Raw genomic sequence first — 15,113 nt, 5'->3', positions numbered from 1 at the left:
CCTCGCAGACGTCATCCTGAGGTGCCCGGGCAAAGCCCGGGCCTCGAAGGATGCTCGTGAATGCACACGTTCACCGGAAGCCCAGCATGACCCTCTCCCGGATCGCTCCCTACCTTCAGGCGACGCCGCTGACGGCGATCCTTGCGGCGTTTCTCGTGCTGCCCATCGCCACCATCGTGATGGTGAGCTTCTGGGACTACGACTCGATCCAGATCTTCCCGGCCTTCGTCTTCACCAATTACGAGGAATCGCTCACCTCGCCGGTGACGTGGAGCACCTATCTCAACACGCTGAAATACACCGTCATCGTCTGGGCGGTGACGTTGCTGATCGGCTTCTGGGTGGCCTATTACCTCGCCTTTCACATCCGCTCGGCGACCATGCAGATGGTGCTGTTCCTGGTCTGCACCATTCCGTTCCTGACCTCGAACATCATCCGCATGATCTCGTGGATCCCGTTCCTCGGGCGCAACGGGCTGCTCAACCAAACGCTGATGACGATGGGGCTGATCGACCGGCCGCTGGAGTTCCTGCTGTTCTCGGACTTCGCGGTGGTGCTCGCCATGGTGCATCTCTACACGCTGTTCATGGTGACGCCGATCTTCAACACGCTGATGCGCATCGACCGCGCGCTGATCGAGGCGGCGCGCGATGCCGGGGCGAACGGCTTCCAGATCCTCACCAATGTCATCATCCCGCTGGCCAAGCCCGGCATCGCCATCGGCTCGATCTTCGTCGTCACGCTGGTGATGGGTGATTTCATCACCGTGCGCTTCATGTCCGGCGGGCAGTCGGCCTCGGTCGGACTGATGATGGCGAACCAGATCGCGCTGCTGCAATACCCGGCGGCGGCGGCCAATGCGGTGATCCTGCTGGTCCTCGTGCTGCTGCTGGTCGGCGCCATCCTGCGCATCGTCAACATCCGCAAGGAGCTGTGAGGATGCTTGTGGAACGGTTGCGTGCGACGAGCCTCCTTCGAGGCCCGGCCGTCGGCCGGGCACCTCAGGATGACGGTGCCCTGTGTGAGGACAACGACGTCATGCTGAGGTGCGAGCGCCAGCGAGCCTCGAAGCACGCAGGCGCGCCCAACGAGGAGCAACACGGATGAATTCCGAGCGTCGCGGCCCCGGCTTCTATGTGCTCACCGCCTTCTTCGTGCTGTTCGTGCTGTTCCTCTACGGCCCTATGACGACCATCTTCATCCTGTCCTTTCAGGGGCCGAATGGCGGGCTGACCTTCCCGATGAACGGGGTCTCGCTGCGCTGGTTCGAGAACTTGCTGTTCGAGCAGCAGGCGGTGGGCGATTTCGGCGGCGCCTTTTCGCGCTCGCTGATGCTGGGCATCATGACCATGCTGACGACGGTGGTGGTCTCGCTGCTGGCGGGGCTTGCCTTCCGCCGGCGCTTTCTCGGCGCCGGGCCGCTGTTCTACCTCGCCATCGCCAGCCTGATCGTGCCCTCGATCCTGATCTCGCTCGGCATCGGTCTCGCCTTCAACGTGTTCGGGCTGGAGCCGGCCTGGTACTCCTCGGGCTTCGGGGCGCATCTCACCTGGACGCTGCCTTTCGGCCTGCTGATCATGTTCGCGGTCTTCAACCGCTTCAACCCGGCCTATGAGGAGGCGGCGCGCGACCTGGGCGCGACGCCGTGGCAGACTTTCGCCCATGTCGTGCTGCCGATCATCCTGCCGAGCCTCATTGGCGTCGGCCTGTTCGGCTTCACCCTGTCCTATGACGAATTCGCCCGCACGCTGATGACCTCCGGCAGCTTCAACACGCTGCCGCTGGAGATCTACGGCATGACCACCAATGTCACGACGCCGGTGCTCTATGCGCTCGGCACGGTGACGACGGTGTTCTCCATGGCGGTGATCCTCCTTGCGCTGGCGGTGATCGCCGTGCTGCGCAAGCGCCGGGCGCGGCGGCTCGCCGGCTGAGCCGCAGGGGCAACCGTGCGTCGGTAGGGAACCGGATGGTTCCCTGTCCTGTTGGTGTCCAAAATAGCCGCGGACGGTGCGAGCCGATCCAGACGGCGGGACCCGTGGGAGGACCACCATGAACATCTGCACCAGCGACCGGACCATCTGCGACCTCTTGAAGGAGGTGGCCAAGGACGACCGCAAGCACGCGCTGACCATCAAGCTGCGCAGCGGCGAATTGATCACCGCCTATGGGCCGATCGAGGTGGCCGACCGCTTCATGCTCTGCCGCCTCCAGGACGGCAATTATCAGGGCAGCCAGCTCATCTCGCTGGACACGGTCGAGTTCATCCGCTGACGGGGGCGCCCCGTCGACGGTGAAACGCGGCGGAGGCTCACGCGATCTGGCGGGAGACCTTGCGCAATTCCTGCGTCGCGGTCTCCACCTGCTGGGTTGAATTGGCAATGGCCGCCATGCTGCAGGTGATGGTCGCGACGCCCTGGGCGGCGACCTGCATGCTCTGCGACATGTCGCGCGCCACCGCCGCCTGCTCCTCCACCGCCGAGGCGATGCCGGTCGAAATCTCGTTGATATCGCCGATGCGCTGGCCGATGGCGGCGAGCGCCGTCACGGTTTCCTTGGTCCGGCTCTGCACGGCGGCGATCTGGGTGGTGATCTCGCCGGTCGCCTGCGCGGTCTGGCTGGCGAGGCTTTTCACCTCCGTCGCCACGACCGAGAAGCCGCGTCCCGCCTCGCCGGCGCGGGCCGCCTCGATGGTGGCGTTGAGCGCCAGCAGGTTGGTCTGCGAGGCGATCTGGCTGATGAGGTCGCTGATATGGCCGATCCGCTGCGCCGCCTCGGCGAGGTCGGACACGATCAGATTGGTGCGCTCGCCCTCGGTCACGGCGGCGCGGGAGATGTCGAGGGCGATGTTCACCTGCCGGCTGATCTCCTCCACCGAAGCCGAGAGTTCCTCGGCGCCCGACGCCACGGCGTTGACCCCGGACGAGGTCTGGTTGGTCGCCTCGGCGGCGCTTGCCGCCTGGCGGTTGGTGTCGGAGACCTCCCGCGAGATATGTTCCAGATCGGCGCTGATGGAGCTCTGCACCGCCTCGCGGCGCCGGCGCTCCATCACCTGGGCGGTGATGTCGGTAGCGAATTTCACCACTTTGGTCACGTGGCCGGCCGCGTCGAAGACCGGGTTGTAGGAGGCCTGGATCCAGACCTCCCGCCCGCCCTTGCCGATGCGGCAGAACTCGCCGGCCTGGAAGTCGCCTCGCCCGAGATCGGTCCAGAACTGGCGGTAGGCCGGCGTGTCGCGCTCCTGCGGCGCGACGAACATCGAATGGTGCCGGCCGCGGATGTCCTCAAGCGTGTAGCCGAGCGCCGCGAGGAAATTCTCGTTCGCCTCCAGCACTTGGCCGGTCGGGGTGAAATGGATGATCGCCTGCGACTTGCCGACCGCCTCGACAAGGCTGTCGCATTCGGCCTGCATCGCCTTCTGCCGGGTGACGTCGGTGGCGAACTTGATCACCTTCACGACCTTGCCGCCGACGAGGATCGGGTTGTAGGTCGCCTGAATGAAGACCGCGCGGCCATCCTTGGCCACGCGCTGGAACTCGGCGGACTTGAACGTGCCGCGCCGCAGATCGTCCCAGAACTGGCGATATGGCGCGCTTGTGCGTTCTTCCGGGCGCACGAAAAGCGCGTGCGGCTGGTTCACGATCTCCGCCAGCGTGTAGCCGAGCACGTTCAGAAAGTTAGCGTTCGCGCCGATCACCCGCCCTTCGGGCGTGAATTCGATGACGGCAAGAGAGCGGTCGAGAGCGTCCAGCGTGAGCCGGGCCTCGCGGCGGGAAAACAGACGCATCGAAAACCTCCGCCCGCCACCCTCTCGCGGCGGGTGCACATCGCGTAAGGGCGCAGGCTTGCTTCTGGATTGCGTGTCGAGCGCGACAGGGCCGGCCCAGTCACATTCCCGAGAAGCCCGTGTGATTGCGGATGCCGGGGGGGCCGCGCGGCGTGCATAGTTCGGCCCATGCCATCGCGGCGTGTTCGTGTGAGGTGATCCATGCGTCTCATCCCCTGCCTCATTTCCGGTCTCGTTGTCGCCGCCGCTTTCGCCGCGCCGGCCGCTGGCCAGTCCCGCCCGGATTCGCTGCGCATGAGCTGCGCCGCCACAGCCGGCATGGTTCGCCAGCAAGGGCAGGTGGTGATCGGCACCGGCCCGAACATCTATGACCGCTATGTGAGCAACCAACGCTACTGCTCGCAGGACGAGACCACCGTTCCCGTCTGGCTGCAGACCACCGACCAGAACCAGTGCTTCATCGGCTATCGCTGCCGCGAGCGCATCATCCGGCAGAGGTGACGCCCCCTCGGGGCGGGGGGCGCCGGCTCAGGCGTCGCCGGGCAGGAGAATGCGGGCAAACACCGCGGCATTGCGGTTGCGCGGCGCGGCAATCGCGTGCGCCGGCGCGGAGGCCGGTGAAGGGGGCGCCGATGCCGGTGCCGTCGCGAGGGGAGAGGGCGGTTCGCCCGCACCGCCGAACTGCGCCTCGATATTGCGCACGCAGTTGGCAACCATGACATCCGCCAGACGATAGAACACCTGCTTGGAGGCGCGCCGCGTCGTCACCAGCCCGGCCCGCCGCAATTCGGCGAGCTGCTGGCTCAGCGCCGGCTGGGCAATGCCGGTTGCCGCGTCGATCTCGCCGACCGTCAGTTCGCCCATCTGGAGATGGGAGAGGATCATCAGCCTTTGTGCCTGGCTGTAGATCCGTAGCTTTTCGACAGCGCGGTCCGCTTCTTCGCGGGTCAGCGGCATGCTCAGCCTCCCTTGATGCGCCGGCAGAACCAGTCGCTTTCCGGCTCGGCGAGGGCGGTCGCCTCATCGAGCGGCGACAGCACGGGGTCGCCGGGACGCCAACCTTCCGGCGTGACGGCATCTCCGGCCTCGACGCGCTTGAGCGCCGTGGCCAGCCGCAGCATCTCGTCGGCCGACCGTCCGACCGTCATCGGGTACCAGTTCATGGCGCGGATGATGCCGTCGGGGTCGATGAAATAGCTCGCCCGCACGGCCGAGGAATCCGGCGCGCGCTCGTCGATCATGCCGTAGGCACGGCCGATGACCATTGACGGGTCCTCGATGATCGGGAACGGCACATCGACGCCAAACGTCTCCCGGATGGCGCGCATCCACGCGACATGGGCGAACAGGCTGTCGACCGACAGGCCCAGCAGGGCAAAGCCCGCGGCCTCGAATTCCGGCGCCAGCCGGGCCAGGGCGATGAACTCGCTGGTGCAGACCGGCGTGAAATCGGCCGGGTGCGAAAAGAACACCAGCCAGCGGCCCCGGTAGCGGGACAGGTCGATATCCCCGCGCGTGGAACGCGCGCGGAACACGGGCGCCGCATCCCCCATCCGCAGCGGGCGGACGCAGGAGAGGGCGGTCTCGGTCGCGGAAGTGTGTTCGCCAGCCATGGGCTCCTGATTGCCTTTCCGGTTGCCTTGATGCAATCCGTATTTACAATTACGTAAAATCATAAATTATGAAACTGATAATCCCGCAAGGAGGACGCCATGTCGGATCACCCGCTCGACCACGCCACCCATCAGGTTCATGCCGCCCAGGCGGCCCGCGACAAGCTTGCCGTCAAGGCCTTCTTCGACGAGCCGACGAACACGGCGAGCTACGTGATCCATGATCCGGCCACCCGTCGCGCCGCGATTGTCGACAGTGTTCTCGATTTCGACGCGGCCTCTGGCCGGACCTCCACCGCCTCGGCGGACGCGATGATCGCCTATGTGCGGGCCGAGGGGCTCACGCTCGACTGGCTGCTGGAAACCCATGCCCATGCCGACCACCTTTCGGCGGCGCCCTATATCCAGCAGACGCTCGGCGGCAAGCTCGCCATCGGCCGCGAGATCATCACGGTCCAGAACGTCTTCGGAAAAATCTTCAACGTCGGCACCGAATTCGCCCGCGACGGCTCCGAATTCGACCGTCTGTTCGAGGATGGCGACGAATTCGCCATTGGCTCGATCCCGGCCATCGCGCTTCATGTCCCCGGTCACACGCCGGCGGACATGGCCTATGTGATCGGCGACGTGGTGTTTACCGGCGACACGCTGTTCATGCCCGATTTCGGCACCGCGCGGGCCGATTTTCCCGGCGGCGATGCCCGTCAACTCTACCAGTCGATCCGCCGTCTGCTCGCGCTGCCCGACGCGACGCGCCTCTTCCTTTGCCACGACTACAAGGCGCCGGGGCGTGATTCCTATGTGTGGGAGACCACCGTGGCCGCCGAGCGCGCCGGCAACATCCATGTGCGCGACGGGGTGGAAGAGGACGCCTTCGTCGAGATGCGCACCAAGCGGGATGCGACGCTCGCCATGCCCAAGCTGATCCTGCCTTCCGTGCAGGTGAACATACGCGGCGGCCAGCTTCCCGAACCGGAAGAGAACGGCAAACGCTACCTCAAGCTGCCGCTCGACACGCTTTGAACCATCAAGCCCGCGTCTGCCTCCTCCTCCGGGCCGCCACCGCCCGGACCGTCAAGGCGAAGGCGCGTCACAAAACCGAGGAAACGCGCCATGACACCCAAGCAGATCACGCCGGAATTTTCCGCCACGCCGCAAATCGACGCCGTCGCGGTGGCCGAGGCCGAGGCGGCCGGGTTCACGACCATCATCTGTACCCGGCCGGATGGCGAGGAGGACGGGCAGCCCAGCGCCGGCGAGCTCGCACGTCTCGCCACCGCGCTCGATATGCGCTTCGTCCACATCCCGATCACCCCCGGCACCTTTACCGATGCCGACATCGCCGCGATGCGCGGGGCGCTGGACGAGGCCGAGGGGCCGGTGCTTGGTTATTGCCGCAGCGGCGCGCGCGCCGCAACGCTCTGGGGGCTGGCCGAGGCCGGGCGGCGTGAGCCTGAGGAAATCCTCTTCCTCGCGGAGCGGGCGGGGTTCGATCTGTCCGCGCAGCGCGAGCGGCTGAGCCGCACGGCCGCGCGGAAGGCCGCGCCGGGCGGCACGGCGAAGACCTATGACGTCGTCATCGTCGGCGGCGGCGCGGCGGGCATCGCCACGGCGGCGAGCCTGCTCAAGCGCCGCGCGACGCTCGACATCGCCATTGTCGAGCCGGCCGAATTCCATTTCTACCAGCCCGGCTGGACCATGGTCGGCGCCGGCGTGTTTCAGCCGGAGACCACGCGGCACCGGATGGAGTCCGTCATCCCCTGCGGGGTGACCTGGATCCGGCAGGGGGCGGCGAGCTTCCTGCCGGACGCCAAGGAGGTCGCGCTCGCCGACGGCTCCCATATCGGCTACCGCATCCTCGTCGCGGCGACCGGCCTGCGGCTCGCCTGGGAGGCGGTGCCGGGCCTCGCCGAATCGCTCGGCACGCATGGCGTGACATCGAATTATCGGTACGATCTGGCGCCCTATACGTTCCGTCTCGCCAGCACGATGAAGCCGGGCCGGGCCTTGTTCACCCAGCCGGCCATGCCGATCAAATGCGCGGGCGCCCCGCAAAAGGCGATGTACCTGTCCTGCGATATCTGGCGGAGTGCCGGCATTCTGGGCGGCATGCAGGTCGAGTTCCACAATGCCGGCGGCGTCCTGTTCGGCGTGCCCGCCTATGTTCCCGCCCTGATGACCTATGTGGAACGCTACGGCATCGACCTCAATTTCGGCTCCACCCTGGTCGCCGTCGACGGGCCGGGCCGCATGGCCACGTTCGAGCGGAAAGGCGCGGATGGCGAGGTGGAGCGCATCGAGCGCGGCTTCGACATGCTGCATGCGGTTCCCCCGCAAAAGCCGCTCGACGTGATTGCCGGTAGCCCGCTGGCCGGGGCGGGTGGCTGGATCGAGGTCGACCCGGCGACACTGCGCCATGTGCGCTACCCGGACATCTTCGCCCTGGGTGACGCGACCAACACGCCCAATGCCAAGACGGCCGCGGCGGCGCGCAACCAGGCCCCGGTGGTCGCGGTCAACGTGCTGGCGGCGCTGAAGGGGCAGGCGCCGGTCGCCTATTACAATGGCTATGGCTCCTGCCCGCTTACCGTCGAGCGGGGCAAGATCGTCCTCGCCGAGTTCGGCTATGGCGGCGCCCTGCTGCCGACCTTTCCGCGCTGGGTGCTCGATGGCACGCGCCCGACACGGCGGGCCTGGTTCCTGAAGGATCGGATGCTGCCACCGATCTACTGGCACGCCATGCTGAAGGGGCGTGAATGGCTGTGCCGCCCGAAGCCGATCGTTCCGGCTGTGAACGAGGCGGCGTGATGCTTGAGCCGCTGCAATACGGGCTGGGGGCCGGCGCGGGTGTGCTCGTGGGCTTCACGCTCGGGCTGGTGGGCGGCGGGGGATCCATCCTCGCCGTGCCGCTGATGGTCTATCTGGTGGGCGTGCGCAATCCGCATGTCGCCATTGGCACGAGCGCCTTCGCCGTGGCCGTGAATGCGGCGGCCGGCCTGCTCGGCCATGCCCGTGCGGGCACGGTGAAATGGCGCTGCGGCGGCATGTACGCGGCCGCCGGCATCCTCGGCGCCTTCGCCGGGTCGAGCCTCGGCAAGCTGGTGGGCGGCGAGAAGCTGCTGTTCCTGTTTGCCCTGCTCATGCTCGTCGTCGGCGTCGTGATGCTGCGCGGGCGCGGCAATCCGGGGGAGCCCGGCGCGGAATGTACCCGCCAGAAGGCCCCGAAAGTGCTCGGCTTCGGTCTGGGGACCGGCATCTTCTCGGGCTTCTTCGGCATTGGCGGCGGCTTCCTCATCGTGCCCGGCCTCATCGGCTCCACCGGCATGCCGATCCTCAACGCGGTCGGCACCTCGCTGGTGGCGGTGACCGCCTTCGGCCTGACCACGGCGTTCAACTATGCGCTGTCGGGCCTGGTGAACTGGCCGCTCGCCTTCGTCTTCGTCGGCGGCGGCGCGTTCGGCAGTATCGCCGGCATGAAGCTCGCGCAGCACCTGTCCGGCCGGAACGGCCATCTGGCGACGGTGTTCGCCACGCTGATCTTCGTTGTCGCCTTCTACATGCTGTTCAAGAGCGCGACGGCGCTTCTGGCCTGACGCCTCTTTCAGGCGCGCGACCGGATCGTTTGCGCGCCGCCCGCACAGGGCGGCCGCTTCCGTTCGCGCGCGGGAAGCCCCCTCCGCGCACGGGGAGCCCCCGTGCCGCCCGATCCCGATTTACTTTACGTCAAACATAACAAATTATTATAGAAGATATTTACGTGTAATTCCGAAATCAGGTCAGCAATACTTATTGTATTGCAGCTCGTTGCTGCCTCCCAGTTCAGAGGCAGGGAGCTGGCCGCCGGAGACGTGCGCGCCCCCGTTCCACCGCACCGACAAGGCCCGCCGCACTCTCTTCAGCCTATGAGGACCCGCCAGATGGCACCACACGCTCAGGATCTCCCTACACTTCAGGACCTGCCCGTGGGGATCGCCGCGAGCGGCCAGCGGCGCGAATTCGACAGCATGGGCGAGGTCATGGTGCCGGCCGACCGCTATTGGGGCGCGCAGACCGAGCGGTCGCTGCACCATTTCAACATTGGCGACGACCGGATGCCGAAGGCGGTCTACCACGCCTATGGCACGGTGAAGAAAGCCTGCGCGCTGGTGAATGCGCGCGCCGGCCGCCTGCCGGACTGGAAGCGCGACGCCATCATCCGCGCCGCCGACGAGACCATCGCCGGGGCGCTGGACGATCATTACCCGCTCTATGTCTGGCAGACCGGTTCGGGCACCCAGTCGAATATGAACGTCAATGAGGTGATCTCCAACCGGGCGATCCAGCTGCTCGGCGGCACGCTCGGCTCGCAGAAGCCGATCGGCCCGAATGACGACGTCAATATGGGCCAGTCGTCCAACGACACCTTTCCGACCGCTATGCACATCGCCGCCGTCGAGGCCATCGACGCGGTGCTGCTGCCGCAGCTCGATCAGCTCGCCGCCACCATCGAGCGCAAGGCCGAGGGCTGGATGGATGTGGTGAAGATCGGCCGCACCCATCTGGAAGACGCGGTGCCGCTCACCGTCGGGCAGGAATGGCATGGCTGGGCCGGGCAGATCCGCGCCGCCATGGCCGACATCGCCGCGAGCCGGGCGGGGCTCTACGAACTCGCCGTCGGTGGCACGGCGGTCGGCACCGGGCTGAACGCACCCGCGGGCTTCTCCGCCGAGGTCGCCGCCGCCATCGCCACGCTCACCGGCAAGCCCTTCGTCACCGCGCCGAACAAATTCGCCGCGCAGGGCTCGCTCGACGCCATGGTGCGGGCCCATGCGGCGCTGCGCGGCCTCGCCGTGGCGCTGATGAAGATCGCCAACGACATGCGCTGGCTCGCCTCCGGGCCGCGCTGCGGGCTGGGCGAACTCATCCTGCCGTCGAACGAGCCGGGCTCCTCGATCATGCCGGGCAAGGTGAACCCGACCCAGTGCGAGGCGATGGTGATGATCGCCATCCAGGTGATGGGCAATGACAGCGCGGTCGCCATCGCCGGCAGCCAGGGCAATTTCGAGCTGAACGCCATGCGCCCGGTGATCATCAACAATTTCCTGCACTCGGCGCGCATCCTTGCCGATGGCTGCGGCAAGTTCCGCGAATTCTCGGTCGAGGGCACGGAGCTGAACCGCGCGCGCATCGCCGACTATGTCGCCGGCAGCGTCATGCTGGTGACCGCGCTGTCGCCCGTCATCGGCTACCAGAACGCCGCCCATATCGCCGAGAAGGCGATCGCCGACGGCACCACGCTGCGCGAGGCGGCGCTCGCCTCCGGCAAGGTGGATGCCGCGCTTTTCGACGAGACCATCAAGCCCCTCGGCATGGTCGGCCATGGCCTTGCGGGCGCGTAAGACAGCGGGAGAGTGACGATGATCCGATGCGTGAGACTGTGGACCGGGCCGGACGGCAATTCGCTGTTCGAGGAAGGCAGCATCGCGATGACCGAGGGCGAGCGCGGCGATTTCATCGGCAAGGCCGCTAGCGCCCGGAACATCTCGTTCCGCGAGACCGCCTCGGGCGGCGCCTTCGAATGGCATCAGGACCCGGTGCCGCGCTATGTGCTCACCCTGTCCGGCACGCTGGAATTCGAGACCAAGTCCGGCGCCACCTTCACCATCCGGCCGGGCGACGTGCTGCTGGCGCAGGACAACACCGGCTCCGGCCACAAATGGCGGCTGATCGGCACCGATCCGTGGCGCCGCGCCTATGTCGTCTATGAGGACGGCACCGATCTCGGCTTCGTTCCCGCCACGCCCGCGCCCTGAGAGGAGCCGCCATCATGCCGATCCCCACCACCGACACGCCGGACATCGTGCTCATCGGCGCGGGCATCATGAGCGCCACGCTCGGCACCGTGCTGAAGGAGCTGGACCCCGCGCTCAGCGTCGTCATGTTCGAGACGCTGGACGATTGCGGCCAGGAGAGCTCCAAGGCCTGGAACAATGCTGGCACCGGCCATGCCGCCAATTGCGAGCTGAACTACACGCCGCAGCGCGCCGATGGCAGCGTCGACATTTCCAAGGCGCTGGAGGTCAACACCGAGTTCGACATTTCCCGCCAGCTCTGGGCGCATCTGGTGCGCAAGAGCGCCATTCCCGACCCGCGCGCCTTCATCCATCCCTGCCCGCATATGAGCTTCGTCTGGGGCGCGGAGAATGTCGCCTTCCTGCGCGCGCGCTTCAACGAGATGTCGGCGCATCACTGCTATCACGGCATGGAGTACAGCGAGGATCCCGCGCAGATCGCGCAATGGGCGCCGCTCATCATCGAGGGGCGCGCGCCAAAAGGCCAAGCGTCCGGCGAGCCGATCGCGGCGACGCGCATCATCACCGGTACCGATGTCGATTACGGCTCGCTGACCCATCTTCTGGTCGCCCAGCTCACCGCGCAGAGCGGCTTCGAGGTGCATTACAACCGGCAGGTCGTGGGGCTGGAGCGCGAGGCGGATGGGCGCTGGCGCGTCACTGTCGCCGACACCTATGACGGCACGCGCATGAGCGTCTCGGCCAAGTTCGTGTTCATCGGCGCGGGCGGCGCCTCCATCGACCTGTTGCAGATGTCCGGCATTCCCGAGGGCAAGGGCTATGGCGGCTTCCCGGTCAGCGGCATCTGGCTGCGCTGCGATGTCGAGGCGGTGAGCGCGCGGCATGAGGCCAAGGTCTATGGCAAGGCGGCGAGCGGCTCGCCGCCCATGTCGGTGCCGCATCTCGACACCCGCATCATCGGCGGCAAGAAATCGCTGCTGTTCGGACCCTATGCCGGCTTCTCGCCGAAATTCCTCAAGCACGGCTCGATGACCGATCTCGCCGAGTCGATCACGCCGTCCAACCTGCTGCCCATCCTCGATGTCGCCAAGAACAACATGGCGCTGACCGAATATCTCATCAGCCAGGTGCTGCAGAGCTCGGCGCACCAGTTCGGCACGCTGCGCCAGTTCTACCCGCAGGCCGCCCGCGCCGACTGGGTCGAGGCGGTCGCCGGCCAGCGCGTGCAGGTCATCAAGCCGAACAAGGGGCCGGGGCTGGAAGGGCTGGGCGGCGCGTTGGAATTCGGCACCGAGCTGATCCCGGCGGCGGACAAGTCGCTGGTGGCGCTGCTCGGCGCCTCGCCGGGCGCCTCTACCGCCGCCTTCATCGCGATGGAAGTGCTGCAGAGTTGCTTTGCCGACAAGCTGACCCCGGATGGCTGGCTGCCGGCGCTGAAGGCGATGATCCCGACCTATGGCATCGACCTGAAAGTGGACGCCGACGCCTGCCGGCGCGCCCGCACTGAGACCGCGCCGGTGCTGAAAATCGAGAACATCTGACCCGTCAGAAACCGCCCGGCGGGGGCGGGGGCGGGCGCGCAACGATGTGCTTCTGGGTGAGGACAGTCACGCCTGACTGGAGCGACTTGAAGCGCGCATTCCACAGCGCGCATTCCACTCGGCATCGAGCGGCGCGGCGCGTTTCTTGGCGGTGTCCGGGTCTCGGCTGGCGAGGCTTTGGGAAATCTCCCGCTTCCCGACGCGCGCGCGTCGGGAAGCGCCTTGCGAAACCAGAAAATGCCGGTCTTGGGATGACGGAAGGGCGGATGACGGAAAGGGCGGCCATGCGCCATGCCATTTGCAGCGCCATCCCGCAGCAATGGCAGCCGCAAAGCCTTGATCCATCGATAAAGTGCTGATCTTGAAGGCAAAGGCTGGTGCTGCGAGAGAGGATTGAAAATCCTAAATCGAAGCATTAAGCACTGAAATCATTAGCTTTTTCGGCGCGGCGCCTTTCAATCCCATAACAGTTTGTCAGATCAGTTGCAAACGTTACGGGACCCCCGATGATCTCCAAGCTTCGTATCACGCCGATCTATTGGCTTTGTGCCTTCGGAGGCCTGATCGCCTTCCTCTGGATCGCGCCGGCCATCAATCAATTGCGCTTCAGCTACTATCCCAATGGGCTCCAAGGCGGCCTCATCAAGGTGGACCGTCTGACCGGCCGAATGGAGCTGTGCGGACTGGTCGGGCAGGCGCCTGATCGCAGGTTCATGTGCGGGATAGCGCGTTGAAGCACTCGCCTGACACGGCCACACGGTCGTTGCCTCGCGCAAAACGGTGGTGGCTATGACGTCCATGGTCGACTTTTCGCTTCCGCCTCTGGACAATGGCCGCGCTGGGGGGGCTGGCTATGTTTCGTGTTCTTTGCGTTATGCTCGTCGCATTCTTGATCGGAGGGGCAACTAATCGGCCCGCTGATGTCGGGGAGGCTAGGGCGGCGTTCAAGGCACTGCCACTTCAGGAGCGGCTGGACATCCAGTCGCTGCTGACCGTGACCGGCTACTGGCCTGTTGTTGCCAATGACGCGTTCGGCCCCAAGCTCATGGGAGCCATCCAGGCCTTCCAGTCAGATGCGGGCTTCCCGGCAACCGGCATCCTTACGGCAGAGCAGCGCCGGGCTCTTCGCGAAAAGGCGTCGCCCTTGCTCCGCATGTGGGGGCTCGCTCCTGTCCGCCACCCTTCCGCCTCGGCCACGCTATGGGTGCCGAAGGGGCTCAATCTCACGATGGAGAGGGATGACGGTGATCTGGAATTCGAGGCCAAATCGGACGCCTTGTTCATCAGCTTCGTCAGCGCCACCCATGCGAACCTTGAGGCCGCCTTTCGGGCCGTCAAAGGTGACCTGCTGAAGCGTCGTACCCTGCGGCTGGAATACGAAGTGTTGAAAGAGGACTTCTTCGTCGTCTCCACCGGCGGTAGCGGTGTGTCCGCCTATACCCGCTTCCAACGGCTGGGCACAGGCCTGGTTGGCTTCACCATGGTGTGGAAGACGGACTCGGATATCCATGGCGACCGACTGGTCGTGTTGATCTCGGACCTGTTCCGGTCCTCGGTTGGCCAGAAGCAATCCCGCCAGCCGCCATCGCCCGTCCAAGGCACCGTTGCGGCGGACGATATGCGGTTCATCGTCATCGCCAGCCGCCCGGAGGCCTATGAGGCGATCCTGGAGGCCCGTGAGCACCATGTGCGTTTGAGCAAGCTCGCGGTTGACGTGGGAGCTGGGCAATCCTTCGACAATCTCTTCGTGGCCCGGTTCGCTAACGGTCGATACGCCGTCGTCATCGGCCCGGTGGACGGCTCGAAGGTCACGGAAATGAGGGACCTGTTCAAGGGCGAGGGCATCATTCCCGATGATTCCTTCGTGTCCGATGGCTCCAAGCTTCTCGAAGTTGTCTGGACACCCACGAAGGAGGACCGCAAGCCCGCCGTCTCAGCCGCCGCCACCGCGCCTTCCAAGCCGAAGGACGTCGAGATATCGACAGGCACGGGCTTTTACGTCGCTCCCAAGACGATCCTCACCAATGCGCATGTCGTGGAGGGGTGCACGAGCGTCACCGTGTCCCTCAATCGCACCCCCTCACCGGCCAAGGTCATGGCGCGGGACGAAGCGAATGATCTCGCTCTGGTGAGCGCCGGGGAGGAGAGCGCGAAGACGGCAGCCTTTCGCGGCGGCGTGAAGCTGGGCGAGGACATTGCCGCCTTCGGCTTCCCGTTGAGCGAGCAGCTTGCCAGCTCCGGCAATTTCACCCGTGAACCGCCCCGGCTTTGCCGGAGGCCCCAACTCCTGAGAGGATGGGGCTATGACGAGCAAGACGACGAACAAGTTCTCGCCTGAAGTGCGTGCCCGGGCGGTGCGGATGGTGCTGGATCACGAGG

The 15,113-nt window shown here is 66.1% G+C and carries 15 protein-coding genes; 12 read left to right on the top strand and 3 right to left on the bottom strand.

The features are described 5' to 3' along the window. Nucleotides 1–86: 86 nt before the first annotated feature. The 3 genes from KIP89_RS00135 (at nucleotide 87) to KIP89_RS00125 (ending at nucleotide 2,275) form a co-directional block, all read left to right on the top strand. The gene (locus KIP89_RS00135) at nucleotides 87–938 is read left to right on the top strand and encodes an ABC transporter permease (protein WP_213753392.1); all 852 of its coding nucleotides are present in this window, start codon (nucleotides 87–89) and stop codon (nucleotides 936–938) included. 166 nt (nucleotides 939–1,104) lie between these two features. Beyond that, nucleotides 1,105–1,935 carry an ABC transporter permease gene (locus KIP89_RS00130; RefSeq protein ID WP_213753391.1) on the top strand — a complete coding sequence of 277 codons (831 nt, stop codon included), beginning with the start codon at nucleotides 1,105–1,107 and terminating at the stop codon, nucleotides 1,933–1,935. A gap of 118 nt (nucleotides 1,936–2,053) precedes the next feature. Then, nucleotides 2,054–2,275: a hypothetical protein gene (locus tag KIP89_RS00125; protein WP_213753390.1), complete on the top strand. Its 222-nt coding sequence runs from the start codon at nucleotides 2,054–2,056 to the stop codon at nucleotides 2,273–2,275. Nucleotides 2,276–2,312: 37 nt separating this feature from the next. Here KIP89_RS00125 and KIP89_RS00120 read toward each other — a convergent pair whose 3' ends face one another. Further along, nucleotides 2,313–3,788: a methyl-accepting chemotaxis protein gene (locus KIP89_RS00120; protein WP_213753389.1), complete on the bottom strand. Its 1,476-nt coding sequence runs from the start codon at nucleotides 3,786–3,788 to the stop codon at nucleotides 2,313–2,315. 201 nt (nucleotides 3,789–3,989) lie between these two features. On the opposite strand from KIP89_RS00120, the gene KIP89_RS00115 reads away from it, so the two are divergent. Beyond that, nucleotides 3,990–4,289: a hypothetical protein gene (locus KIP89_RS00115; protein WP_213753388.1), complete on the top strand. Its 300-nt coding sequence runs from the start codon at nucleotides 3,990–3,992 to the stop codon at nucleotides 4,287–4,289. Nucleotides 4,290–4,316: 27 nt separating this feature from the next. Here KIP89_RS00115 and KIP89_RS00110 read toward each other — a convergent pair whose 3' ends face one another. Beyond that, on the bottom strand, nucleotides 4,317–4,745 hold the full coding sequence (locus tag KIP89_RS00110) for an ArsR/SmtB family transcription factor (RefSeq protein ID WP_213753387.1): 429 nt from the start codon (nucleotides 4,743–4,745) through the stop codon (nucleotides 4,317–4,319). A 2-nt stretch (nucleotides 4,746–4,747) separates the two neighbouring features. After that, entirely contained in the window at nucleotides 4,748–5,401 is a 654-nt protein-coding gene (locus KIP89_RS00105; protein WP_250152085.1) for a peroxiredoxin, read from the bottom strand. 99 nt (nucleotides 5,402–5,500) lie between these two features. Here KIP89_RS00105 and KIP89_RS00100 point away from each other — a divergent pair, with 99 nt between their 5' ends. The 8 genes from KIP89_RS00100 to KIP89_RS00065 all read left to right on the top strand — a co-directional run bounded on the left by KIP89_RS00100 (nucleotide 5,501) and on the right by KIP89_RS00065 (nucleotide 15,072). Continuing rightward, on the top strand, nucleotides 5,501–6,424 hold the full coding sequence (locus tag KIP89_RS00100; protein ID WP_213753386.1) for an MBL fold metallo-hydrolase: 924 nt from the start codon (nucleotides 5,501–5,503) through the stop codon (nucleotides 6,422–6,424). A 90-nt stretch (nucleotides 6,425–6,514) separates the two neighbouring features. Beyond that, on the top strand, nucleotides 6,515–8,209 hold the full coding sequence (locus KIP89_RS00095) for a bifunctional protein tyrosine phosphatase family protein/NAD(P)/FAD-dependent oxidoreductase (RefSeq protein ID WP_213753385.1): 1,695 nt from the start codon (nucleotides 6,515–6,517) through the stop codon (nucleotides 8,207–8,209). Continuing rightward, complete coding sequence (locus KIP89_RS00090) at nucleotides 8,206–8,994, top strand: sulfite exporter TauE/SafE family protein (RefSeq protein WP_213753384.1); 789 nt, start codon at nucleotides 8,206–8,208, stop codon at nucleotides 8,992–8,994. Before KIP89_RS00095 ends, KIP89_RS00090 begins: the two co-directional genes overlap by 4 nt. Nucleotides 8,995–9,318: 324 nt before the next feature. Then, entirely contained in the window at nucleotides 9,319–10,779 is a 1,461-nt protein-coding gene (gene fumC / locus KIP89_RS00085; RefSeq protein WP_213753383.1) for a class II fumarate hydratase, read from the top strand. A gap of 30 nt (nucleotides 10,780–10,809) precedes the next feature. Further along, nucleotides 10,810–11,193 carry a cupin domain-containing protein gene (locus KIP89_RS00080; protein WP_369807007.1) on the top strand — a complete coding sequence of 128 codons (384 nt, stop codon included), beginning with the start codon at nucleotides 10,810–10,812 and terminating at the stop codon, nucleotides 11,191–11,193. Nucleotides 11,194–11,207: 14 nt separating this feature from the next. Further along, nucleotides 11,208–12,734, top strand: coding sequence for a malate dehydrogenase (quinone) (mqo, locus tag KIP89_RS00075; protein ID WP_250152083.1), 1,527 nt, complete (start codon nucleotides 11,208–11,210; stop codon nucleotides 12,732–12,734). A 506-nt stretch (nucleotides 12,735–13,240) separates the two neighbouring features. Then, nucleotides 13,241–13,468, top strand: coding sequence for a hypothetical protein (locus tag KIP89_RS00070; RefSeq protein WP_213753381.1), 228 nt, complete (start codon nucleotides 13,241–13,243; stop codon nucleotides 13,466–13,468). Nucleotides 13,469–13,587: 119 nt separating this feature from the next. After that, a complete protein-coding gene (locus KIP89_RS00065) occupies nucleotides 13,588–15,072 on the top strand; it encodes a serine protease (protein WP_213753380.1) in 1,485 nt (494 codons plus the stop codon). Nucleotides 15,073–15,113: the final 41 nt, after the last annotated feature.

It is taken from the genome of Ancylobacter radicis (assembly GCF_018449475.1).
Classification (GTDB): Bacteria; Pseudomonadota; Alphaproteobacteria; order Rhizobiales; family Xanthobacteraceae; genus Ancylobacter; species Ancylobacter radicis.
Note: the sequence above shows the minus strand (reverse complement) of the source record. Positions and strands in the feature narration are given on the sequence as shown.